We start from the raw sequence: 23,470 nt of genomic DNA, 5'->3' as shown, positions 1-23,470 counted from the left end.
TTATTTACCAATAGAAAATCCTTCGAACACTCTTCCACCATACTGTTCTAACGTCTTTTCTATAAAATGAATTAATTCATTTTTCTCTCCCGTTTTATAAAAATAATCAAAAGCCGCTACAAATTTGTTTGCATATTGCTCATCATATCTTCTTAGCACCCTAATAAACCATTTTGAACTCCCAAGCCACTTACCATTTACTCTTAATACATATTCATGTACTAAATCCGCTAATAAATTAGCGATAAACAATTCTTCTTCTCTTTTTGTTGCACCAATAAAGTCATCTAAAGTATCCGTAATAAAATATCGCTTCTGCTTAATCGTTTCTTCGGACCATTTAGCTGGTCCTTTATGTAGTAAATCATTCGCTTCTTTTTTTAATCTCTCAACAATTTCCTTTTCCCCTTTTAATGCAATCCCTTCTGAAACTAATTGTGGTAACGACGGTCTCCCTCGATCACAATCCATTTTGAAAAAGGTTTTATATGTTTCAAAATTATGAACAAACACCTCAACAGGCCATCCATTACTATAGAAAGATTCTCTATAACAAGAAGTTAAACTTTGGTCAACTATTACAATATCAAGGTCAGATGTTTTCGTCGCTTCTCCTCGTGCAACGCTTCCACCGAGTAAAGCTACATCACAATTCGGAAATTGTGATGTAATTATGCTTTGTGCTGCTTCAATTGGTTTCATAGCCGTTCCTCTTTTCTTATTTCACTTTCTTTTTTTCAGCTCTTTCTCTCGCTTTTTTTATATAGCTTTCTGCATCTGGTGTTTTACATGATGTTGCACCGTGATCAACCTCTACTTTTCCAATTTCACGTGCAATTTCAATTGCTTGTCGCTCTAAGTCTTCATTACGAATTCCTATTGCGATTAAAGCACTATTCATCGCTTCTTTTTTTCTATTTTTTTCATTATGTATATTTTCTTTAATCTCTTCTAAGTATGGAGAGAAGAAACCATCATGTAACGTTTTATTTTTAATCGCTATATTTGCTAATAAAGACCAGCCAGCTCTTCCAATCCATTCATCATTAGACTTTGTCCACTCTTCTATTCTTTCTATTGCAATTGGCGAAGTACATATAGATGTCATAAGAACATCCATTAAACAGTAATAATCAACATCCTGAATCCAACTATTAAGCTGTTCTGTCGTTATTTTTTTCGGGTCTAAAATATAAGTTGCTAATGTCATTGCGTCCATATTTTTCGTTCCCCACAATCCAACTGCTAAATCGTGATCTTTTTTTATCTTCTTTTTTAACAATTTTAAATTCGCAAAACTAACTCCAAATAACGGCTCTTTCGCTCCGTGGTTTTTATACGTTTTTCGATTTTGTTCTGTTCCATATTCCTCTAGTTGCCGCATTACTTCCTCAAGTAACATATACCCACCTCTTTATCTTTTATGTTGACTGTATATATGTATGTACGATATATTCTACATTACTTTTCGGTTTTCCTATATTTATTTTTAAAATACGGTATGTGAAATTTCTAAAGATTGCACAGCTACACCATCAAAAAACTGTACATGTTAAACATAGAGTTTTTTGATGGTATCAATTTTGCGTAGAATAAGATATAAACTACGAAAGAACTTTTAATGGTCCTCTCAATCACCTATTTTTTCAACTAAATTTTTTACATCTGACCACTCTTCTATTGACCCTGCATCCGGAAAAACTGTAACTACATTAAAATTCGCACCTTTTTCTTTCCCAATTTGTTTAGCTGCTAATAAATTCGCTGCCGCAGAAGTTCCTATTTTTATACCAGTATCTTTATAAAAACGTGCCATTTCATACAGGGTATCTTCATATGAATAAGTCCATTGTTTTTCTATCAAATTTTCTTCCTGTTCTATGAAATGTTGTTTCCTTCCTAAGCCGAACCCACCGGATCCAGCATATTTCTTTAAATCATTTGGTGGTTGTTCCGAGCCATAGGGCAATTCAGCAGGCATTACTAAATGTAGTTCAACATTTTTTGTATAATTCTTTATTGCTGTATAGACTCCCATTAGAGTTCCACCAGTACCAGCAGATGCTACCCATGCATGTATTGGTTTTCCAATCATTTGTGCAATAATTTCTCGCCCTGTACCTTCAATATGACTTACTATATTTGCATTATTATAGTGTTGGAATAAAAAGTATAATTCTGGCTTTTGTTTGCTAATCTCTATTGCCTTCTCAATTACAGCGTAAAACCCCTTACATTTATCAACTAAGATTACGTTAGCACCATAATATTCGAGTTTATTTAATAGAGATTGACCAATTGCAGAACTTAACACTAACGTGCATTCAATCCCTAAATAATTACAAATACACCCAATTGACCTCGCTAAGCTTCCACCACTATACTCTAAAATATTTTGTATTTTGTCCGCTTCTTGTAAATATTTATTAATCATTGCAAGTGCTGCCCTATCCTTAATCGATCCTGTAGGATTGTGCCATTCACATTTAGCATAGATAGAAAGGTTCTTCGTTTCTTCGCATTTTAATTTCATGAGAGGTGTATTTCCAACATGTTTAGAAAACTCTTCAAAATGGTTTACTATCATACTTTTATACCTCCTTCATAAATTATGTTTATTACATTTGTTCTTAGCAAAAATACTTTCTACATTTTAATAACTCTCTCAATAAGATTTTCTTATATAAAAATCCCTACAAACACTGCAGGGATTTATGTCTAAATCATTTTGTTACACTCTATTTCATATGAAAATAGTTTCCTTATTCAGCTGCATTCATAAGCACAATTCTCCAACCATCTGGATCCTCTATTGTGGTTCCTTTCTCTATCCAATACGGGTTTTCTGGTTCCACCTCATGATAGCCCATATTACTTAATCGATTCACTATCTTTTCAATTTCATCTTTATTAGGCATATAAAAAACTAGTAAATTATCTTTTGTCGGTGCCGGACATGGACTTCCATTAACATGTGTAGTAAACTCCAAATGATACTCTTCATCTGGTAATCCAAACATAACCCCGTCATATCCTTCGTGATTGTGAAATTCCCCTATACGTTTTAGTCCTAATCCTGTTTCATAAAAACTTATCACTTCTTCAAATTTATCTGTTGGTCTTGCAATTCTAAATTGAACCCAATTCTTCATGCAAATCTCCTCCTTTTCATTTTCCAAAGCTTTATAGTAATTAATATAGGTTACATATATTCCCTTTAACATCCCTCATTAGTGTGAGCTTCCTAAGTTGAAAGACCTATTAGTTAATAAACAATAGGACTTTCGTATAAAATTCATATAAAATTAGTTATATAAATGTAGAGATAAAATACAAGCTATTACGTATGAAATAGTTCTCCTTGCAGGGCCTTTATATACCGATCAGCAGATCTTTGTACAGCTTTATTCGCATCTTCCACCACACCATGAAATGCATTATATAGTCGACTAAATTGGATATCTTTTACTTTCTCTGCCATATCTCTAACTTTATTCGCTGGTAATGGAATGAGATTGGGATAACTATACATAAAACTTACCCATTTTCGATCCGAAACTACTTGTATAATATCACCTGATAACAAAATACCTTTCCCTTCATTACCATCTTTCCAATGTATAACAGTCCCGCCCTTAAAATGGCCTCCTAAGCGGTGCAATATAAGTTCTTCCGATAATATCAGATGCTCCCCAGACCAAAATTTAATTTGCTTACTCGGACGAACCACCCACTCTTTATCATCTTCATGAATATAAATAGGTACATTGAATGTTTCCGCCCATTTAACTTGTGTAGAGTAATAATGTGGATGAGAAAGTGCTATTGCTTGAATACCACCTAAATCATATATACGTTGTATCGTTTTATCATCTAAATAACTAATGCAATCCCACATAACATTTAGAGTTTTACTTTGTATTAAAAATGCTGTTTGTCCAATCGCAAATTTAGGTTTAGTAGTAATGCTATACAAACCGCTTTCTTCTTTTATTATTTCGTTTTTGTATAAATTGCTATTTTGCATTGTTTCTAATGTTGTCCATGACTGCCCAATTGGATTAACATATTGTCTTTCCTCATTACAAATTTTACAACGAGAAGGTGCTTCTTCATTTTCGAGATACTGTACTCCACATGTAGTGCAAATATAATTATTCATATTCCCACTCCTTTTTTTATGTAATTGTTTCTTTACGAATATTTTAATAAAAAACAAAAATATTCGAATCAATAATTGGAATGAAAATGAAGTGATACGAAAGTATAATTTGATGATTGAAAGTTTAAATAATAAAGTTTAATTTCATCCTATTTTTCAAAACTGCAATTGATATAAAATCTTGCATACTTTTGAGTAAACTTTTTTACACTTGTAAAAAAGTTTTTTTGCATTTCCCTACCTATAATTGCTAATATAGTAGAGTAGAACTTTTATAGAGAGAAGGAAAATTATGCACAATGGAATTCGAATGACAACTTTGGTAAAAAGGGCTATGTTGGTTTGTGCGGGGGTATTATTTACATACGAAGCCGCTTTAGGATCAGTACATACTGCTTTAGCTAGTACAGAGGATGAAGCAAAATCTGTTCAACTTGTAAGTGAGATTCAAACATCTCTTGCTCCGAAAGAAGCTCCAAAGCATTATAACGGACAAGTTAGAAAAGTCGCTTACTTAACATTTGATGACGGTCCCGGAAAATACACAGCTGAGCTTTTAGATATGTTAAAGAAAGAAAATGCAAAAGCAACATTCTTCCTAATTGGTTCAAACGTAAAAGCTTTCCCTGATCTTGTAAAACGCGAAGATGCTGAAGGCCACTACGTTGGGATGCACAGTATGACTCATAACTACAAGAAACTTTACACTGAAGGTCATTATGTAGATGAAATGAAGGAAGATCAAGGCTTAATCGCTGGTGTTTTAGGTAAATCACCAGTATTAACTCGCCCATCTTACGGATCAATGCCAGGATTAAACGAAGCTCTTCGCAACAAAGTTGTAGAAAATGGCTTAAAGGTTTGGGATTGGACAATTGATTCTTTAGACTGGAAATATAACAAAATGCAAGTTGATGCTGCATCTGCTAAAATTGTAGAGAACGTACTACATGGTGCTACAAATCCAACAGAAGTTATCCTTATGCATGATATTCATCCACAATCGGTAAAAGCAGTACCTGGAATTATTAAAGGACTGAAAGAAAAAGGATATGAATTAGAAGCATATAATGAGAACGAACACTTCCCATTAAACTTCTGGCATGATAATCGTATGTAATAAAAAGACTTGATTCCCTTTAGTAGGTTATCAAGTCTTTTTTTATCCCATATATTAAAAAATATAGCCTACTAACTTCACAATTTCACTAATCAAAATACCGACCACTGCGAAATCAGAATCCCCGAATGTTGTATTCTCAAATCCTAAACCACCTAATATAGGTAATAATATCGCTGGTAGGAATGAAATTAGTAACCCATTTACAAAAGCGCCAAGTATCGCTCCCCTTCTACCTCCTGTTGCATTTCCAAATACAGCTGCTGTTGCTCCTGTGAAGAAGTGAGGAATTAATCCCGGTACTATTACACTTAAACCGATAAATGGAAGAAGAAACATGGAAAGAAGTCCAGCAATAAAACTTGTTAAAAAGCCAATAATAACTGCATTTGGTGCAAACGGAAAGATTGTTGGACAATCTAATGCTGGTTTTGCATTTGGTACAAGTTTATCTGCAATACCTTTAAATGCAGGTACAATTTCTGCAATTAACATACGTACACCTGCTAGAATAATATATACACCTGCTGCAAACGTAATGGCCTGCATGAAAGAATAAACGAGATAATTTTGTCCGTTACTTAATTCAGTTTCGATAAACTCCTTACCAGCAAATGGCGCAACAATAAAGAACAATACAGCCATCGTTAATGACATAGATACTGATGTATCACGTAAGAAACCAAGTGATTTCGGAACTTGAATTTGTTCTGTTGTTTTTTCTTTATTTCCAAATTTACTTCCAACAAACCCTGCCGCTAAATATCCAACTGAACCGAAATGGCCAATTGCAATATCATCCATCCCTGTAATCTTTCTAACATACGGTTGTAGTAATGCTGGAAAAATCACCATAAGTGACCCTAAAATAACTGACCCAATAATGACTAGTGAAGCGCCTTGCATCCCTGTAGTTGAAAATACCGCTGAAATTAAACATGCCATGAATAAGGTATGATGACCAGTTAAAAATACATATTTAAATTTCGTAAATCGTGCAATTATTAAATTTGTAATCATACCAAATACCATGATTAATGCCGTTTCTTTTCCTAATGTTTGCTGAGCTATTGCAACAACAGCTTCATTATTTGGAATTATACCTTTAATATGGAATGCTTTATCAAATATTTTACCAAAAACGTCTAAAGCTCCTACTAATATAGTAGCTCCGCCTCCTAAAACGACAAAGCCCATAATTGTTTTTAAGGTTCCTGAAACTGTGTCTGCAAAGTTTTTCTTTTGCAGTAGTAAACCACACATAGCAAATAATCCAACTAATATTGCAGGCTGTCCCAAAATATCCTTCATTATTATATCAAACATAGCATTACTCCCCTTTCACTGTACTACATCAGGTGTTTTTGTAATGCTTCTTTAATTTCATTTTGATCTAAAATATTTGTTAAACCAGCAACTGTGCGTGTGCCATCTTCAAGATTACAAATAATATCTTTTGCACCTAAATATAAATCAGCTTGCTCAGATTTACTAGAAGCTAAATCTGTATGAGATACTTCTGCTTGTAATCCTAGTTCATTTAAAATTTTCTTCACATTCATTTCCACAATAAAACTACTTCCTAAACCATTTCCACATACAACTAATACTTTTTTCATTTTAATTTCCCCTTTAATTAGAATATTTAGCTATCATTTCTAATAATTTATCTTTTGAATCTGAATGAATTAACATTTCCACATTTTTTTGTTCTGATAGCATCTCACTTAATTGTGCTAATGCTTTTAAATGTGTTTCATTATCTATAGCCGCTAGCACAATAATCAAATTAGCAGCATGCTCTTGTTTTTCTGAAAATGAAACACTTTCTTTTAACTGTAGTAAACTCATTCCTAGCTGCTTAACTCCTGCTTCTGGACGAGCATGTGGTATTGCAATTTTAGGTGCAATAACAATATAGGGACCTAATTTTTCTACATTTACAATCATTTCATCAATATATTCTTCAAGGATATATTGATTTTGTAATAACGGTTCAGCTGCTACCTTTATCGCATCTTTCCAATTATCAACTCGATTTTGAAGTTGAATAAACTCTTTAGTTAAAAGTTCGTTTAACATTGGTTTATATTTCTCCTCCTTCTCAAAATACACCGGACCACTCATAAATTCAGTCAATTCTCTTTTTAAAGATTGCTCATCTACTACATCGGAATATTTTCGAATAATTCCCATGACTACATCAACAGAATCCTTTTGATTCTCACCATACAATACTCCATTTACGTTTCTTAAAAGAGATGCTTTTTCAGAATCAGTTAGAATTGGATTCACCTTAAAAACAGGTACCCCTCTCTTCTCAATTTCAGTAGTTGTAATAATACAATCTACATCAAATGTATTTGATTCATATTCTCGCTTTGAAATTGCATTTAATATATCCACATTTGAAAATAATTTTTCTAATTGGTATTGCAACATACGTGATGTTCCAATACCATTCGGACATACAAGTAGCGCAGTTTTCCGCGGATTGGGAACGATTCCTTCTTTCCTCATCCACGCTCCAAAATGCATAGTAATATATGCAATCTCATCATCTGAAACAGATTTTCTCACATATTCTTCAAAATGATGAATCACTTTTTTCGTAAGATAATATACCTCTTTATAATTTTGCTGAATCGTATTTAGTAATGGATTTTCAATATCTATTCCATACTTCACCCGATAAAACGCGGGTTTCATATGCAAATATAGGTCTGAAGACAGCCCGTTAAAATCTTCAAATATAACGCAAGCATAGTCCTGAAATTCTTTAATAATCCTGTCAACAACCAAATGTATTTCATCCTTATTATTTTTTTCATACATATTTTCCTGGTAATTTACTTTTGCACCTAACAAATGCGTCGTAATATAATAAATTTCATCACTTGGAAATTTAACAGCAAACTTTCGCTCAAACTGCTTGGCGATATACTTTGCTGCTTCAAATTGCTTTGAATCTCGAAGAACATTTTTTTCTGCTTCTTCCATTTCAATGTACTGCCCTTTTAAAATACGTCTATGGAACAAATACATGTAAACGCTTAAATTTTCAAGCACCTCATCTGTATATTGGATACCTAAAAACCCTTCACAGTTTGAAAGAATATTTTTTATGTTGTAAAGTGTTTCTCGTTCCAGAGTATCTTTTTCATTCCTCATATCACTCATAATGCATTTTACTTGTGATATTAAATACTCCCAGCCGTTTTTGGTAATAATGAAAGAGAGACTGGAAATTAACAAATTTCGTTTATCCTGTTCATTTCCAGCAATTTGATAGCCTTGTTTACGCCCAAATTGTAATAATAAATCATACTTATTTAGTTCTACTTTTAGCTTTTTTAAATCTGTAAGCACAGTATTACGACTTACTTGTAAAAGGTCAATTAAGTCTTCTAATAAAATTCTGTTTTCCTTTATGAGTAAGTATAAAATTAACCATATTTTTCTTTCTTGTGGAGAATATTCATATTGATTACTCGTAAATTCATTTAATTTTTTTACTATCATCTGTTTCGTTTCATTACTTATGCAATAACCTAAAGGTCGGATATATTCAATTGAATGTAGCCCTTCTTCTTGTAACCAATCTTCAATCTTCTTAATATCATAATAAATTGTTCGCTTAGAAACTTGAATTACATCAATTAATTGATTTATAGACACATAACCTTCTGCTTGAATAATTTGTTGCAAAATATTTACACATCGATTATCTAATATCATATATGGTGTACACCCTTTCTATACTTGTTCACTAATTGACTTGCAAGTATAGATACTAACTTTGCAAAATTAGATTTTGTAATCGCTTTCTATTAATATAATATCTTTTATTACCTCCAAATATAAGTCCAAATTTTTGTTTCTATGTAGTGCAATGATTGTGCTTTAAAAATTACTTCAGCATACCTTCCCCCGTTGGAATACATTATTTACCTTTAATTCTAAAGTTCCCCTCATTATTCATTTACACCAATGACAAAAAGCTCTTTAGAATTTTTAATATAGCTTAGCACATATTAATCATAAGGAGTGATATGTATATGGATTTTCTCTCATCTGAGTATTTGTCTGCCTTGCTTGCCATTATTGTAATCGATTTAGTGTTAGCCGGGGATAATGCCATCGTAATTGGATTAGCAGCAAGAAGATTACCAAAAGACCAACAAAAGAAAGTTATTATATGGGGTACTGTCGGGGCAATCGCTATTAGAGCCCTCGCTACCCTAGTTGTCGTTTGGTTATTAAAAATACCTGGGTTACTCCTAATTGGTGGTGTACTTCTTATATGGATCGCTTACAAGTTGATCGCTGAGGGCAAAAATCATGATATTAAAGCCGAAGAAGGATTTTGGTCTGCTATTAAAACTATTATTATTGCTGATGCGTTAATGGGCATTGATAATGTACTCGCTGTTGCAGGAGCTGCGCATGGTAACTTTTCTTTAGTGATCATTGGGCTATTAGTTTCTATTCCTGTAGTCGTATGGGGCAGTACATTGATTCTAAAATGGGTAGATCGTTTTCCTGTCATCATTACGATTGGAGCAGCGGTTTTAGCTTATACTGCTACAAAAATGATTGTAGATGAGAAATGGTTCGCTGGATTTTTCGAAAGTAACCCTTTCGTGAAATGGGCATTTATCATTATTATCATCGTCGGTGTAGTTTTCTTCGGAAAGGCAAAACAAAAAGCAACAGCTGGTTCTGTCTAATAATGATGGTATATTTACAAATAAAAGGCGCTATTCATATGAATAGCGCCTTTTATTATTTATTTAGCTTCCCCTTCCGGAGTCGTTTTTACCTTCGTATTGTTTTTATCACGATTGTTATAGTTATACTTCGAACGATCTACTGGAGTGAATCCTTCCGGTGTGTAGAATCGTAATAAGTCACCATTTACGACTTGGTCAGAGTATTTTAGTGAGTTTTGAACCATTTGTTCATTTTTCTTTATTTCATCTGTAAATTCTACTGGCTTTCCAGTTGTTGTATCATAGTATTTGCCGTTTAGTGCAGTAACTGTTGGGCTTACGTAGTTACCGTTACGGAAAGCAACGACTTGTTTATGATCTGGTGATAATAAATCAGAACCGAATTGAACATAATTCTTTGTATCTGTACCTAGTAAGTGTAAAAGCGTTGGAAGAACGTCAATTTCACCACCATATTGATGTTGTACGCCACCTTTCACTCCTGGTACACGAACGATTAATGGTACACGTTGTAACTGTGCATTTTCAAATGAGTTCATTTCTTTACCCATTACTTTTGACATTGCTGCGTTATGATTATCTGAAATACCGTAATGGTCTCCATACATAACAATAATCGAGTTATCATATAAACCAGATTGTTTCAAGTAATCGATGAAGCCTTTTACAGATTCATCTAAATAGCGTGCTGTTTGGAAGTACGTATCTACTGATGAATCACCTGTTGTTGCTGGTTCAATCGTTGCTTCTGCCTTATCGATTGGATAAGGGAAATGGTTCGATAACGTAATAAACTTCGTATAGAACGGTTGTTTCAACGTTTGTAATAACGGAATAGATTCATTAAAGAACGGTTTATCTTTTAATCCATAGTTTACTACGTCTTTTTCATTCATATCGTAGTATGACGCATCAAAGAATTTATTAAAACCAAATGATTTATAAATATCGTCACGGTTCCAGAATGTTTTGTAGTTACCGTGGAATACTGCTGATGTGTATCCTTGTTGTCCTAAAATAGCTGGTGCTGATTGATACGTATTATGAGATTTCGTTGTAAAGACAGAACCTTGTGGTAAACCAAACATTGAATTCTCTAACATAAACTCCGCATCAGATGTTTTCCCTTGTCCTGTTTGATGGAAGAAGTTATCAAAATAAAGCGTATTCGCATCTTTTGTAAATGAGTTTAAGAACGGTGTAACTTCTTGACCATTTAATTTGTAATCAATTAAGAAGTTTTGGAATGACTCTAAATGAATATAAATTACGTTCATTCCCTTTCCTTTACCGAAATACTCAGGATTTGGACTTGCATAAGTTGATGTTAAATAATTTCGTACTTCTGTCATATTATCGCCATCAGCTAATGCTCGTTCTGTCGATGCTTTCGCACTTTGAATTCCATCATAAATTGTGTAGTTGTATGCCCCTAAATATTTCACAATATAATTACGGTCAAACGTTCTTGTTAATAATTCAGGACGGTCAGACTCTGCAAGACCTAAGTTAACACTGAATAATAAAATACCTGCTACAAATACTAGAGATACTTTATGCTTCGCAACACGAATTGGTTTTGGATTTGCAAATTTTGTTGCGACTAACACAATTAATATAATCGTGTCTAAGAAGTATAGTGGATCATAAAGATGTAGCAACGCAAGAATACTACCACCTAAATCTCCAAAGTTATTCGTTTGTGTTAATGTCGGGAACGTAATAAAGTCACTGAAAAAGCGATAGTAAACTACGTTTGCATATAAAAGAATCGACAATAACAAGTTGATAACAATTAACCAAATATAAGATCGTTTCCCTTTTGCAAATAATGCAAGTCCTAAAAATAGAACTGCTGAACTTAGCGGGTTAAAAAACAGCAAGAATTTTTGGATTGTGTTTGAAATTCCTAAATTAAATTCCGTTACATAAGCTGCATATGTTTTGAGCCAAAATAAAATAACGGCAAACAGAAAGAATCCAAAATGATTGCTTAACACACTTTTGCTCTTTAATAAGAACTGTTTCATTTCTCCACCTCTTTTAATCATCCAAGGCTTATTTTTTATAAGTCTGTCTCTCTATTCAAATTTTCTTCTTCAAATAGATTATCTTTATTTAACTATATGAAGAATATTAGTAATTATAATTTGAAGCTAGTATTTATTCAACTATTTCTTTTTAAACATTTTGACCTTGGTTTCTATTTAACAAAATAAATTTGTAACATTTCCTGTTTTCTCCCAAGATTCATCCACTAATTATGACACCCCATACTATATACCTTTATAAACTCATTCGCAAACTATTCTATCTCCAATTTTGGTACATATTTCACATGACAAAATAATGTTATTTAATTATATTGCTCAATTTAGATTCCCCTGCTTCAACTAAATCTTTAAATCTTAAAGTCATTACATCTCTTCCATACATGAAAAATTTTCATGTTCATTAATATTATATTTGAATAATTATTCATTTATCCCACCAGTGGTGTTATGTTTTCTCGACAAAAAAACTCGCTCTAAAAAGAGCGAGTTTTTTCATTATATATTATTGACCTTTGTACATTGCATCTACTTGTTTTTGAAGTTCTTCATTTTCTAAGTACTCATCGTAAGTTGCCTCTTTATCGATTACACCGTTTGGTGTTACTTCGATAATGCGGTTTGCAATTGTTTGTACGAACTGATGGTCATGAGATGTGAATAACATTGTACCTTTGAAAGCAATTAAACCGTTGTTTAATGCAGTGATAGACTCAAGGTCTAAGTGGTTCGTTGGATCGTCAAGTGTGATTACGTTCGCACCACTTAACATCATTTTAGATAACATACAACGAACTTTTTCGCCTCCAGATAATACAGAAACGTTCTTCTTAACTTCTTCACCTGAGAATAACATACGGCCTAAGAAACCACGTAAGAAGCTTTCTGACTCATCTTGTGGAGAGAATTGGCGTAACCAATCAACTAAGTTGTAGTCACTGTTCTCAAAGTACTTAGAGTTATCTCTTGGGAAGTAAGATTGAGATGTTGTAACACCCCATTTGAATGAACCGCTATCTGGCTCCATTTCACCCATAAGGATTTTAAATAATGTTGTCATCGCGATATCGTTACGACCGATAAATGCAACTTTATCACCTTTATTTAAAGTGAAGTACACATTATCTAACACTTTTTCGCCATCAATTGTTTTAGAAAGGCCTTCAACAGTTAATAAGTCATTTCCTATTTCACGCTCAGGTGTGAAGCCAACGAATGGGTAACGACGTGATGATGGTCTAATATCATCTAATGTAATTTTATCTAATAATTTTTTACGAGAAGTTGCTTGTTTCGCTTTAGATGCGTTTGAGCTAAAGCGTGCAATGAAGTTTTGTAACTCTTTTACTTTCTCTTCTTTTTTCTTATTAGCATCTTGTGTTAATTTTAAAGCTAATTGGCTTGACTCATACCAGAAGTCATAGTTACCAACATAAAGTTGAATTTTACCGAAATCAAGATCAGCCATGTGCGTACATACTTTATTTAAGAAGTGACGGTCATGGGATACAACGATTACTGTATTTTCAAAGTTCATTAAGAAGTTTTCTAACCATTGAATCGCTTTTAAGTCCAAGTGGTTGGTAGGCTCATCTAGTAATAGAATATCAGGTTTACCGAATAATGCTTGAGCAAGTAATACTTTTACTTTCTCTGCACCAGTCAATTCTGATAATTTTTTGTCATGAAGATCTTCACCAATACCAAGACCTTTTAGAAGGATTGCAGCTTCTGACTCAGCTTCCCAACCGTTAAGCTCAGCGAACTCACCTTCAAGTTCTGCAGCACGCATTCCATCTTCATCACTAAAGTCTTCTTTCATGTAAATAGCATTTTTCTCTTGCATTACTTTGTAAAGTTGCGTGTGACCCATAATTACTGTTTCTAATACTGGGAACTCTTCATATTCGAAGTGGTTCTGTTTTAATACTGCTAGACGCTCACCTGGCGTAATATGTATGTCACCTGTTGATGGTTCAATTTCTCCAGATAAAATCTTTAGAAATGTTGATTTACCAGCACCGTTTGCTCCGATTAAACCGTAGCAGTTACCTGGCGTGAATTTTATGTTAACATCTTCAAATAATTTGCGATCCGCGAAACGCAAACTAACGTTACTTACTGTAATCATTTGTGTCCTCCTACTAATACCGCTTATTTCAGCGTTTTCTCACCGATTGTCTTAAAAAATCGCATATTACGACTCAATTATTGTAGACTATAGCTATTATATAGTAGAAGCTGGATGAATAGCAACGGTTGATTACCTTTCTATAATGAAATCGGATAGTTTTTATCCATTCCCCTAGCTATTGTATGTATATCATCGACCTCTTTCTCATATAACCATTCACTTCTCATTCTGTAATACATTAGATTCATTTTTCATTCGAAATTTTATATATAGAAAAACTGTAGAGAAATCATCCCCTACAGTCTTCACTTATTTCGTATTTATTATCTTTTCTTTATAACTCTTCAATCTACTCGTTAATCCCATTAAAGCAGGTAACAATATCGGCATCACGATTAAAGCTAATAGTAATAGTGCAACGCCAACAACTGATGCTACTTGTATAAGTGTTAATACACCTGAAGGGATTAATGCTGCAAATGTCCCTACTAAAATTAGCGCCGCTGATAATACAACTCCTCCTATATGACGAGATGCAGTTACAATTTTCGTTACCGAATCCCCTTCTATCTCGTTATAGCGCATCATTACGAAAATACTATAATCCACTCCTAAAGCGACAATCATAATGAAGCTAAAGAATGGAACATTCCAGCTTAATGACTCTACATGTAATACATGTGCACTAATTTGTTCGCTTATACCAAGCGATGCAAAGTACGCTAATAGTAATGAGCCAATAATAAATATTGTATTTAATAATGAACGTGTAATTACAATTAATACAATCGCAATTCCAATTAACATAATCGTAGCTGTACGTAAGAAATCTTGCCCTGTTACTTCTTTTAAATCAACGTTTCTAGCTGTTGTTCCGCCAATTGCTGTTTTCGCATCATGTAATTCCGTTCCCTTTACAGTGCCCTCGATTGTTTTATTGATTTCTTGAATAATCGGCATTGCTTCTTTTGAATACGGATTTACATCTAAAATGATGGTCATTTTAGCAATCTTTCTATCTTGTGACATGTACGTGTTCAATGCTTTTTGGAAATCGTCTCCCTCTAACACTTCTTTTGGAATATAAAACTTCTCAGAGCTTTTCGATTCATTGAGCTCCCCTAAATATTTCTGCGCGTCATGCAGGCCATTGCTTACTTTTCCAAGCCCTTCTGTACTTTTAGATAAACCAGATTGTAATTGCCCCATCTTTTCCTGCAGGTCTTTAAGGCCCGTTAAAAGTTGCCCTTGCCCATCGTTTATTTTCGTTAATCCAGATTGTAACTCAGCTGATTTATTCGCAATTTGTTTTGAACCTGCAGAACCTTCATTTAATCCATTTTTAAGATCCGCTGCCCCCTTTTGTAACTTATTAATTCCATTGTTCATTTCTTTTAAGCCGTTATCCACTTTCAGTAACGATTGATTCGCTTCTTTAAATGAACTCATCGCTGCTTTATGCTGCGTTGCTAATTGATTTAATTCTTTTGAAAGTATATTTAATTGTTTTTGAGCTTCTTTAGCAATTCCTATCGTTTGTTGTATGTTTGAATCATTCGCTAGTTCTGGTTTCGTTTGAACGAAATTGGTCATTAACATTTCAATTTGTTCATATCCCTTTTTCGCACCATCAATTGCTTGAGAAATACTTCCGAAGTATTGATCGTAAGAGCTTAAACCTTTTTCTAACTGTGCATAACCAGCATGCAGCTGCGACGTTGCATTAGATAGAACATTTATATTTTCGTTTACTGAAGCTAAGCCACTCTCAATTTGCTGTGCTCCTTGTGCACCGTCGTTTATGCCATTTGATAATTGATGTAAAGCTGTTCCTAATGCTGATACCCCGTTTTTCGCCTCGTTCGTTCCATCAATTAATTTTTGAACATTCGCAAGACTATTTGAATCATTACTTCCCATTTTATTTTTCGCATCCGTTAATCCATCATTAATTTCCTTTATGCCACCATCGGCATCTCCTAATCCTGTATTCAATTCTCCCGCTTGCTTATTTAAATATAATTCTTTTATCTTCTCACCAGTTGGACGTGTCGGTGCATATACTTCTGATACACCTTTAACTTTCGAAATTTTATCAGTTAATTCGTCTAAAATTTGTAGAGAAGTTCCTTCATCCAGCTTTTTATCAGATTGAATGACTAATGTACTCGGTGAAGAGAAACCAGGCGGAAAATGATCCTCTATTACGTTAATACCCATCTTTGATTCATACTTATTATCTACTTCAAATAAATCATTATAATTTAGTGTATTAGAGTATTTTAATATGAAAGGAATCGATATTAAAAATACGATGATTAAAGCGATAAATGGCCTTGCTACTGAGTTTTTCGCAAAGAATCCCCATAAGCGACTATCCTCATGACCTTTAAATGTTTTAACTGGATAAAACATTCCTTTTCCTAAAAGCACCATAAAAAATGGATTTAAAGTCGTTAATACGAGTAGTAATACTAAAACACCAATTGCTACCGCTGAAGTAGATTGATATAATTTAAAACTCGCTAACGCAAGTGATGCAAAACCAATTAGCACCGCTATACCGCTATATAATACGGTTTTACCTGCCGATTTAAATGTTTCTTTCGTGGCCAAAAATGCATTTTCTTGTTTACTTAATTCTTCTTTAAACCTCATATATAATAAAATGTTATAATCTGTTCCTACTCCAAAGAGGACGACGACTACGAACACTTGTGTAAAGTTTGAAAATGGGAAATTAAATTGATCTACAAGCTGAGCAATAATCCCCATTGAAACTAAATACGACACACCGACTGTAAGAAGAGAAACAATCGGAACAACTGGTGAACGGAATACGAGGATTAATACTACAAGAATGAAGATGATTGAAATAACTTCTGTCTTTTTCACTCCCTCTTGAGAGGATTTAAGAAAATCACCCGCTATTAAGTCACTTCCTGTTAAATACGTTTTTACCCCTTTCGTTTGCACCTTTTCATGAAGATTATTTGAAACCTTTGATATTTCACCATGTTTTTTATCTATCGATATTTGCGTTAAAATAGTCGTATTATCTTTAGAAACTAATTGTTTCTCCAAGTCTTTATTATCTAAATGCGAAACAACTTCCTTAATTCCTAATTGCTCTTTTTCATTTTGCAGGGCGTTGATCGTTTTTGTTATTTCCTTCTTTTGTTCATCTGTTAAAGCTGCCTTATTGCCACTATTAAAAACGGCTATAATTTCATACTTTTCAACCCCTTCTTTATCCATCTCTTTAATCATCTTGTCAGCAATACTGCTTTGTTCTGTATTAGGGATTGTAATTTTCCCTTTTTCCTTCACTAATTTATCCATATTAGGCATCGTTACGACCATTGTAATAGTAATAACTATCCATAATAGAAAAGAGGAACTTCTCCAATTTTTTAGCCTATTCATTTTAATCATCTCCGTTTAAAAAGTTTTACGTTAGTTTAGGAATGAATATTCATTCCTATTATTTCGAAACTCTCCCGGAATGAACGTTCATTCCTATTGTTCTATTATTTTTTTATAAACTCTATTAAACTACTCTTTTCAAAATGAATGTTCATTCCTTTAGTCATACAAACACTGTCTCCTACTCCCATTTTTAAATCTACTTAGGAATGAATATTCATTCCTATACTTATAAGCTATAGAATCAAATGATTCTAATAGCGTTCCAAGAGCTTTCTTCCAATTCTTTTACTAATTCTTTTGAGTATTCTAATTGCCCTGTTGCAATTACTTTCGTTAATTTTTCTAGCGGTTGATATACAATAATAATTAAAGCAACTGGAGGCAATGGACGAAGAAAACCTTTTGCGATTCCATCTTCAATAATATTCATAAAGAAGCCTATAAAATCGTCAAATATTTTCTTACTCTGTTCGTCAAGAAAATAACTATCACAGTGAGAATTTGTAAATAAAAAAGCATCCACATTGTTTCTCGCAAATTCAAATAAACGGTTGTACGTATGACTAAACTGTTCACGAATATTTGCTTCAACAGGAAAATCCGTTTTTATCATTTCAGAAAGCTCTAACATACTTTTTGAAAATAATGAGTTAACAAGCGCCTCTTTATTTTCAAAGTAGCGATAAATAGTACCCGCACCGACTTTTGCCTTTTCAGCGATCATTGGAATTGTCGTACCATCGTAACCACGCTCTGCGAAAAGTTGCATCGCAGCATCAAAAATATCTTCTTGTTTGTTTTTAGCCATTTTTTCCACCTCTATTTTTAGGAATGAAAATTCATTCCGTTTTTAATTATAAATTACATGAAGTAAAAGTCAAGTGCGTGACAAATATCGTTGCGGTTTTAATCCCTTGTTTGTGAAAAATTTATATCAGCGGTTTTTAGAATATATCGACTTACCGACAAAAACTGACAATACAAGAGAAGGCTGTCCCAAAATTTTATTTTGGGCAGCCCTATTTCCTATTTAAAACTTAAAAGAAATCATAAATAAATGCTTTACGTACTGGAACTATCGTCTCAAACGCTCGTATTTCCTCTTCGCTTCCACTAATTAATTCTAGTTCATTAAGTTGTAACGGACGTTTATAGCCAAACATTATAGTAGATAGTGCGTTTATATCCAGCTTAATCCCTTTGTCTTTTGTTTCTTCTTTTATAATTGTTATTTCATGATTCGCAAGTCTTACTGCTACGTTATTCCACGGGGCAAATGCGTCTGTAATGTGTAGAATCACTTCTTGCTGTACATTGTTCCAATTCAACTCATATTGTTTTAAGAAATGCTCTACATCTACAATTCTTCCCATAAAATATGGTTTTATTTCTGTCTTCACGCGTGGCTCTTGTAATGAATATAACAACGGTTCGTTTTCACTTACTGTCATTTCAAGTTCTTTAATCATAGAATCATGCTGGCAAATAAAGTTCCACAGACCATTTCGTGCTTCATTATGCAGTGGTACAAATTCTTCTACTGTCATTTTATAGTTTTCTATTTTGTATAACATGTAACCTGCTGCCTTTTTATTTTCATCATAGTAAATCGCTAATGTTAAATCATCATAAACCGCTTGTAACCACCAGTTCTTCTCTCGAACTAACATACCTGAAAAACGTTCTGCAAATACTTCATAGAGCTTTTCGACCTCTTCTGGATGATTTTCTTTATTGAAACGTTTCACAGTTCCATTTACTTGTTTTTTCATCACTAAATCGCTCTTAGTCATATGACATATGAGTAGATTCGCACAAAGTTCCCAGCCGTATTTACGGTAAAATGAAACCGCAAATGGATGTAACATAGAGACTGTATAGCCATCTTTTTTCATCGTTTGAAGTGAATGTTGAAGTAGCTCTTTTACATGCCCACTTCTTCTGTACTCTGGATACGTCGCTACTCCTGCAACGCCACCCATTTTAAATTTTTCTTTACCTATGTAAATATGAAACGGAATGAGATGTAGTTTTGCTGCTAAGTCTTCCCCTTCCATAATGCCGTATATTTCATGACTTTCCTTCATCTTTGTAAGTTGCTGCTGTAATCGTTCCTCATCTACTTTATATTGAAAAGCGTATTCTGATAAACGTAATGCTTCTCTGAACTTATCTTCTTTTAATTGTATGACATTCATATAATTCTCCTCCATTCCCCGTTTGAATTGTATCACAATTCTTACTATTGTAGTTCGGTAAGTGAAATTACAAAGACGTTTTAACAAAAAAAGCAGATACATCACGTATCTGCTTTCCATCCTTATTATTTAGCTAACTTTTGAAGTTCATCAAAGAATGAAGGATATGATACACCTACTGCTTCTGCATCTTCAATAATTGTTTTTCCTTCTGCCAGGCAGCCAGCAATCGCAAGCATCATTCCGATGCGGTGATCACCGTAACTATTTACTGTATTGCCTTTTAAAGCTGATTTTCCGTAAATGATCATGCCGTCATCAGTTGCTTCTATGCGAGCTCCTAGTTTCGTTAACTCCGCAACGACTGTATCAATACGATTTGTTTCTTTTACTTTTAATTCGTGTGCATCTTTAATAACTGTAATTCCTTCTGCTTGTGTTGCCGCTAATGCGATTATTGGAATTTCATCAATTAATCTTGGGATAATATCTCCGCCGATTTCGATTCCTTTTAATGAAGATGTTTCAATTGTAATATTTGCAGCTGGTTCTGATGCCCCTTCGTTAATTAGATCTACAGTGAACGTAGCACCCATTTTCTCTATAACATCAATAATACCTGTACGAGTTGGATTCATTCCTACATTTTGTAATACTAGTTTACTATTTGGGATGATTGCACCTGCTACTAAGAAAAATGCTGCTGATGATACGTCACCTGGCACTTGAATGTCTGTTGCTGTTAATTTTTGTCCACCTGACAGCTTCACTGTCTTTCCTTCTCGAGTTACTTTAACACCAAATACTTCAAGCATTCTTTCCGTATGATCGCGGGAAATATGTGGTTCTGTAACAGCTGTTACACCTTCTGCGCGAAGCCCTGCAAGTAAAATAGCTGACTTTACTTGTGCACTTGCAACAGGAGAAATATATTCAATTGCTTTTAAATCTCCGCCACGTATTGTTAGCGGTGTAAATGTTCCTTCTTCTCTGCCGTCAATGTTTGCACCCATTTGTTTTAATGGGTTTGTTACACGCTTCATCGGTCTTTTTGCGATAGATTCATCACCTTGTACGCAAGAGAAAAATGGTGTGTTAGCTAATATACCTGACATTAATCGAATTGTTGTACCAGAATTACCAACATCTAATACAGCTTTCGGTTCTTGTAAACCTTCTAATCCTTTACCAACTACAGTAACTTCATCACCGCTTTGCGTAATTTCTACTCCCATTTCTTTAAAACATGAAATAGTACTTAAACAGTCTGCACCGGGCAAGAAACCTTTAATTGTTGTTTTCCCTTCTGCAATCGAACCGAACATAACAGCACGGTGTGAAATGGATTTATCACCTGGGATTGTAATATCGCCATTCAATCCGTTATTAACAGGTTGTATTGTTCTTTCTTTCACGTTTTTCACCTTCTCATTTAAATTGTTTCATAAGTTTGGTATTCTTCTTCTCCAAGCGCTAGCTTTGCTTTCATACGATCTTCTTCCCTTTGGAAGCTAATACGTAATACCCCAAGCAGTCCTTCACGCGCTTCTAATATTTGCAAGTTCGTAATACTAATTTCCTCGCGCGCTAAAATACTCGTAATATGAGCCAATGCCCCTACTTTATCTAAAACATCGACGTATAAGTCGTGATAGGCAGGAATTGCCCCTCTCTTTCGTACTGGTAAAGAGTCACGGTATTCTTTCGCGTCTGCAAAATAGGTTTGAATCTCGCCTGCATCTCCAGTAGAAACTGTATCATATAAATCTTCCATTTCAGAGATCCACTCTTTTAATAATACCATTAAATGCTCGCGATTTTGCTTAACAATATCACTCCACATTTTTGGGCTACTGGATGCGATACGTGTAATGTCTTTAAACCCTCCCGCAGCTAGTTGATGAATGAGCGGATTATCTCCTGCATGTTTCTCCACTTGCTTTACTAATCCAGCTGCGATAAGATGCGGAAAATGACTAACGATCCCTGTTACATAATCATGTTCCTCTGTATTTAGAACGAGAAAATGAGATCCTGTTCCTTGTAACCAACGCTTTAGATCTTCCACATGTTCATTTGGCACATGATTCATCGGCGTTAAAATATAAAATGCATTTTCAAATAAATGTGCTTTTGCACTTTCAACTCCCGTTTTATGAGAACCTGCCATCGGATGTCCACCAATGAAAGAAACTTCCTTTGAAAATAAAGCTTCCGCTTCGTTCATAATAGAACCTTTTGTACTACCAACATCAGTCACTATAACATCTTCTCGTAAACGGAATGACGCAAGTTTGTGTAATAGCTTCTTCGTTTCTTCAACTGGAGAAGCAAAAACAATTAAATGTGCCTCTTCACATGCATGTTGTAAATCAACTGCTATTTCATCTACTACGTGTAATTCTTTTGCACGCTCTATTTGTTCTTGAAATATATCGTAACCTGTTATCGTTACATCGTGCTCTTTCTTAATCGCTAAGGCAAGAGAGCCTCCTATTAAACCTGTTCCAATTAATACTACCTTTTTACGCATTTGCCTCATCTCGAGACTTTCTTTTTTTATTTTCAAAGTGTTGTTTTAACACTGAAATCACTCCTTCATTTTGCTCCCTTGTTCCAACTGTAATACGGACACCATTTGGGAATGGACGAATAATAAACCCTGCATGTGCGCAAGCTTCATAAATCTCTCCAGCATTATCTACCGGTAAGAAGATGAAATTAGTTTGTGACGAATAAAATGGTATACCGTTTTCCTTACAGAAACTCTCGTATTGCTGTAATCCTTCTGTATTCACGCGAACTATTTCTTTAATAAACTCGTCATCATCAAAAGCAATCGTAGCTGCTTTTTGCGCTAATGAAGATACGTTAAATGGTAAACGTACGACATTTAATTTCTCAATTAGCTCTTCCTGTCCGATCGCATATCCAACGCGGAAAGAAGCTAATCCGTATGCTTTAGAAAATGTTCTAAGTACAAGAATGTTTTTATGTTTTTCTAAAAGCGGTAATGTCTCCGGGAAATCTTTTGCTGTTACGTATTCATAGTACGCTTCATCAATGACAATTAACGTATTTTCACTAATACCTTCAATAAATTGAGTCAAATTTCGATCATTCACATATGTGCCTGTCGGGTTGTTCGGATTACAAATCCATACGATCTTCGTATTATTATTTATTGCTGACGAAATTTCGTCTAAATCGTATACACCATTATTTAAAGGGATTTCTTTCACTTCACAACCTTCAATAATTGCATGATGACGGTACTGCGGGAATGTTGCACCAGCCGTTACGATGTTATCTCCTGCTTTAAGTACTGCACGGCTTATTATTTGAATGACTTCGTCTAAACCACTACCGCAAAGTATTTGTTCCATTTGGACATGTAACTTATCTGCAATTGTTTGACGGAGCGTTGTAGCACCTCCGTCAGGATATAAAGCATGTTCCAACCAAGACTTTTGCAACTCTTCTAAAACTCTCGGTGAACAACCGAATGGATTTTCATTCGATGCTAATTTCACAAACGAATGATCTCCGTACACTTCTTTCATTTGTTCTGGTGATTTACCTGGTTTATATGGTTGTAATGATGATAGTTGATCCTTTACTTGCACGTTAAACCCACCTTTTT

Annotated in this window: 18 protein-coding genes; 2 read left to right on the top strand and 16 right to left on the bottom strand. The window is 34.1% G+C overall.

The genetic code is table 11. The annotated features are described in order from the left end of the window. The 5 genes from C4S65_RS10920 to C4S65_RS10900 form a co-directional block, all read right to left on the bottom strand. Window positions 1-702 carry a nucleotidyltransferase domain-containing protein gene (locus C4S65_RS10920; protein ID WP_086407431.1) on the bottom strand — a complete coding sequence of 234 codons (702 nt, stop codon included), beginning with the start codon at window positions 700-702 and terminating at the stop codon, window positions 1-3. A 16-nt stretch (window positions 703-718) separates the two neighbouring features. After that, complete coding sequence (locus C4S65_RS10915; RefSeq protein ID WP_086407430.1) at window positions 719-1,402, bottom strand: DNA alkylation repair protein; 684 nt, start codon at window positions 1,400-1,402, stop codon at window positions 719-721. A 228-nt stretch (window positions 1,403-1,630) separates the two neighbouring features. After that, window positions 1,631-2,587: a pyridoxal-phosphate dependent enzyme gene (locus C4S65_RS10910; protein WP_086407429.1), complete on the bottom strand. Its 957-nt coding sequence runs from the start codon at window positions 2,585-2,587 to the stop codon at window positions 1,631-1,633. A gap of 175 nt (window positions 2,588-2,762) precedes the next feature. Then, complete coding sequence (locus C4S65_RS10905) at window positions 2,763-3,152, bottom strand: VOC family protein (protein WP_000800669.1); 390 nt, start codon at window positions 3,150-3,152, stop codon at window positions 2,763-2,765. Window positions 3,153-3,340: 188 nt separating this feature from the next. After that, window positions 3,341-4,162: an MBL fold metallo-hydrolase gene (locus C4S65_RS10900; protein ID WP_061666519.1), complete on the bottom strand. Its 822-nt coding sequence runs from the start codon at window positions 4,160-4,162 to the stop codon at window positions 3,341-3,343. 292 nt (window positions 4,163-4,454) lie between these two features. Here C4S65_RS10900 and C4S65_RS10895 point away from each other — a divergent pair, with 292 nt between their 5' ends. Continuing rightward, a complete protein-coding gene (locus C4S65_RS10895) occupies window positions 4,455-5,282 on the top strand; it encodes a peptidoglycan-N-acetylglucosamine deacetylase (RefSeq protein WP_000551449.1) in 828 nt (275 codons plus the stop codon). Window positions 5,283-5,336: 54 nt separating this feature from the next. Here the strand turns inward: C4S65_RS10895 and C4S65_RS10890 are convergent, their stop codons facing one another. Genes C4S65_RS10890 through C4S65_RS10880 form a run of 3 tightly spaced genes read right to left on the bottom strand, consistent with a single transcriptional unit; the run spans window position 5,337 to window position 9,020 of the window. After that, window positions 5,337-6,608, bottom strand: coding sequence for a PTS ascorbate transporter subunit IIC (locus tag C4S65_RS10890; protein ID WP_061666517.1), 1,272 nt, complete (start codon window positions 6,606-6,608; stop codon window positions 5,337-5,339). A gap of 23 nt (window positions 6,609-6,631) precedes the next feature. Continuing rightward, complete coding sequence (locus C4S65_RS10885) at window positions 6,632-6,901, bottom strand: PTS sugar transporter subunit IIB (protein WP_000757316.1); 270 nt, start codon at window positions 6,899-6,901, stop codon at window positions 6,632-6,634. Window positions 6,902-6,914: 13 nt separating this feature from the next. Further along, window positions 6,915-9,020: a BglG family transcription antiterminator gene (locus C4S65_RS10880; RefSeq protein ID WP_103945224.1), complete on the bottom strand. Its 2,106-nt coding sequence runs from the start codon at window positions 9,018-9,020 to the stop codon at window positions 6,915-6,917. Window positions 9,021-9,340: 320 nt separating this feature from the next. On the opposite strand from C4S65_RS10880, the gene C4S65_RS10875 reads away from it, so the two are divergent. After that, window positions 9,341-10,012 (top strand): TerC family protein, encoded by a 672-nt coding sequence (locus C4S65_RS10875; RefSeq protein WP_000346964.1) that lies wholly within the window; start codon window positions 9,341-9,343, stop codon window positions 10,010-10,012. 59 nt (window positions 10,013-10,071) lie between these two features. Here C4S65_RS10875 and C4S65_RS10870 read toward each other — a convergent pair whose 3' ends face one another. From C4S65_RS10870 to hisC, 8 genes are all read right to left on the bottom strand, one after another. Continuing rightward, a complete protein-coding gene (locus tag C4S65_RS10870) occupies window positions 10,072-12,045 on the bottom strand; it encodes an LTA synthase family protein (protein ID WP_000808749.1) in 1,974 nt (657 codons plus the stop codon). 526 nt (window positions 12,046-12,571) lie between these two features. Continuing rightward, window positions 12,572-14,197 (bottom strand): ATP-binding cassette domain-containing protein, encoded by a 1,626-nt coding sequence (locus C4S65_RS10865; protein ID WP_000633860.1) that lies wholly within the window; start codon window positions 14,195-14,197, stop codon window positions 12,572-12,574. Between the two features lie 312 nt (window positions 14,198-14,509). Next, window positions 14,510-17,626, bottom strand: a complete 3,117-nt coding sequence (locus tag C4S65_RS10860; protein ID WP_103945223.1) for an MMPL family transporter — start codon at window positions 17,624-17,626, stop codon at window positions 14,510-14,512. A 244-nt stretch (window positions 17,627-17,870) separates the two neighbouring features. Beyond that, a complete protein-coding gene (locus C4S65_RS10855) occupies window positions 17,871-18,437 on the bottom strand; it encodes a TetR/AcrR family transcriptional regulator (RefSeq protein ID WP_061666510.1) in 567 nt (188 codons plus the stop codon). A gap of 229 nt (window positions 18,438-18,666) precedes the next feature. Further along, window positions 18,667-19,827 (bottom strand): GNAT family N-acetyltransferase, encoded by a 1,161-nt coding sequence (locus C4S65_RS10850; protein ID WP_061666508.1) that lies wholly within the window; start codon window positions 19,825-19,827, stop codon window positions 18,667-18,669. Between the two features lie 125 nt (window positions 19,828-19,952). Then, complete coding sequence (gene aroA, locus C4S65_RS10845) at window positions 19,953-21,242, bottom strand: 3-phosphoshikimate 1-carboxyvinyltransferase (protein WP_103945222.1); 1,290 nt, start codon at window positions 21,240-21,242, stop codon at window positions 19,953-19,955. A 17-nt stretch (window positions 21,243-21,259) separates the two neighbouring features. Next, window positions 21,260-22,360 (bottom strand): prephenate dehydrogenase, encoded by a 1,101-nt coding sequence (tyrA, locus tag C4S65_RS10840; RefSeq protein WP_098517187.1) that lies wholly within the window; start codon window positions 22,358-22,360, stop codon window positions 21,260-21,262. Further along, complete coding sequence (hisC, locus tag C4S65_RS10835; protein ID WP_001197262.1) at window positions 22,353-23,453, bottom strand: histidinol-phosphate transaminase; 1,101 nt, start codon at window positions 23,451-23,453, stop codon at window positions 22,353-22,355. The genes tyrA and hisC overlap by 8 nt, the downstream gene beginning before the upstream one ends. Window positions 23,454-23,470 lie beyond the last annotated feature (17 nt).

This window comes from Bacillus sp. ok061, from assembly GCF_900108285.1.
Classification (GTDB): domain Bacteria; phylum Bacillota; class Bacilli; order Bacillales; family Bacillaceae_G; genus Bacillus_A; species Bacillus_A thuringiensis_S.
This window is presented reverse-complemented; position numbering and strand designations above follow the sequence as displayed.

Bases quoted from the DNA above. Each gene is read 5' to 3' on its own strand.
- C4S65_RS10875 (WP_000346964.1), top strand. From the start codon at position 9,341: ATGGATTTTCTCTCATCTGAGTATTTGTCTGCCTTGCTTGCCATTATT.
- C4S65_RS10915 (WP_086407430.1), bottom strand. From the start codon at position 1,402: ATGTTACTTGAGGAAGTAATGCGGCAACTAGAGGAATATGGAACAGAA.
- C4S65_RS10880 (WP_103945224.1), bottom strand. From the start codon at position 9,020: ATGATATTAGATAATCGATGTGTAAATATTTTGCAACAAATTATTCAA.
- C4S65_RS10920 (WP_086407431.1), bottom strand. From the start codon at position 702: ATGAAACCAATTGAAGCAGCACAAAGCATAATTACATCACAATTTCCG.
- C4S65_RS10865 (WP_000633860.1), bottom strand. From the start codon at position 14,197: ATGATTACAGTAAGTAACGTTAGTTTGCGTTTCGCGGATCGCAAATTA.
- C4S65_RS10855 (WP_061666510.1), bottom strand. From the start codon at position 18,437: ATGGCTAAAAACAAACAAGAAGATATTTTTGATGCTGCGATGCAACTT.
- C4S65_RS10910 (WP_086407429.1), bottom strand. From the start codon at position 2,587: ATGATAGTAAACCATTTTGAAGAGTTTTCTAAACATGTTGGAAATACA.
- C4S65_RS10850 (WP_061666508.1), bottom strand. From the start codon at position 19,827: ATGAATGTCATACAATTAAAAGAAGATAAGTTCAGAGAAGCATTACGT.
- C4S65_RS10885 (WP_000757316.1), bottom strand. From the start codon at position 6,901: ATGAAAAAAGTATTAGTTGTATGTGGAAATGGTTTAGGAAGTAGTTTT.
- tyrA (WP_098517187.1), bottom strand. From the start codon at position 22,360: ATGCGTAAAAAGGTAGTATTAATTGGAACAGGTTTAATAGGAGGCTCT.
- C4S65_RS10890 (WP_061666517.1), bottom strand. From the start codon at position 6,608: ATGTTTGATATAATAATGAAGGATATTTTGGGACAGCCTGCAATATTA.
- C4S65_RS10895 (WP_000551449.1), top strand. From the start codon at position 4,455: ATGCACAATGGAATTCGAATGACAACTTTGGTAAAAAGGGCTATGTTG.
- C4S65_RS10860 (WP_103945223.1), bottom strand. From the start codon at position 17,626: ATGAATAGGCTAAAAAATTGGAGAAGTTCCTCTTTTCTATTATGGATA.
- C4S65_RS10905 (WP_000800669.1), bottom strand. From the start codon at position 3,152: ATGAAGAATTGGGTTCAATTTAGAATTGCAAGACCAACAGATAAATTT.
- C4S65_RS10870 (WP_000808749.1), bottom strand. From the start codon at position 12,045: ATGAAACAGTTCTTATTAAAGAGCAAAAGTGTGTTAAGCAATCATTTT.
- C4S65_RS10900 (WP_061666519.1), bottom strand. From the start codon at position 4,162: ATGAATAATTATATTTGCACTACATGTGGAGTACAGTATCTCGAAAAT.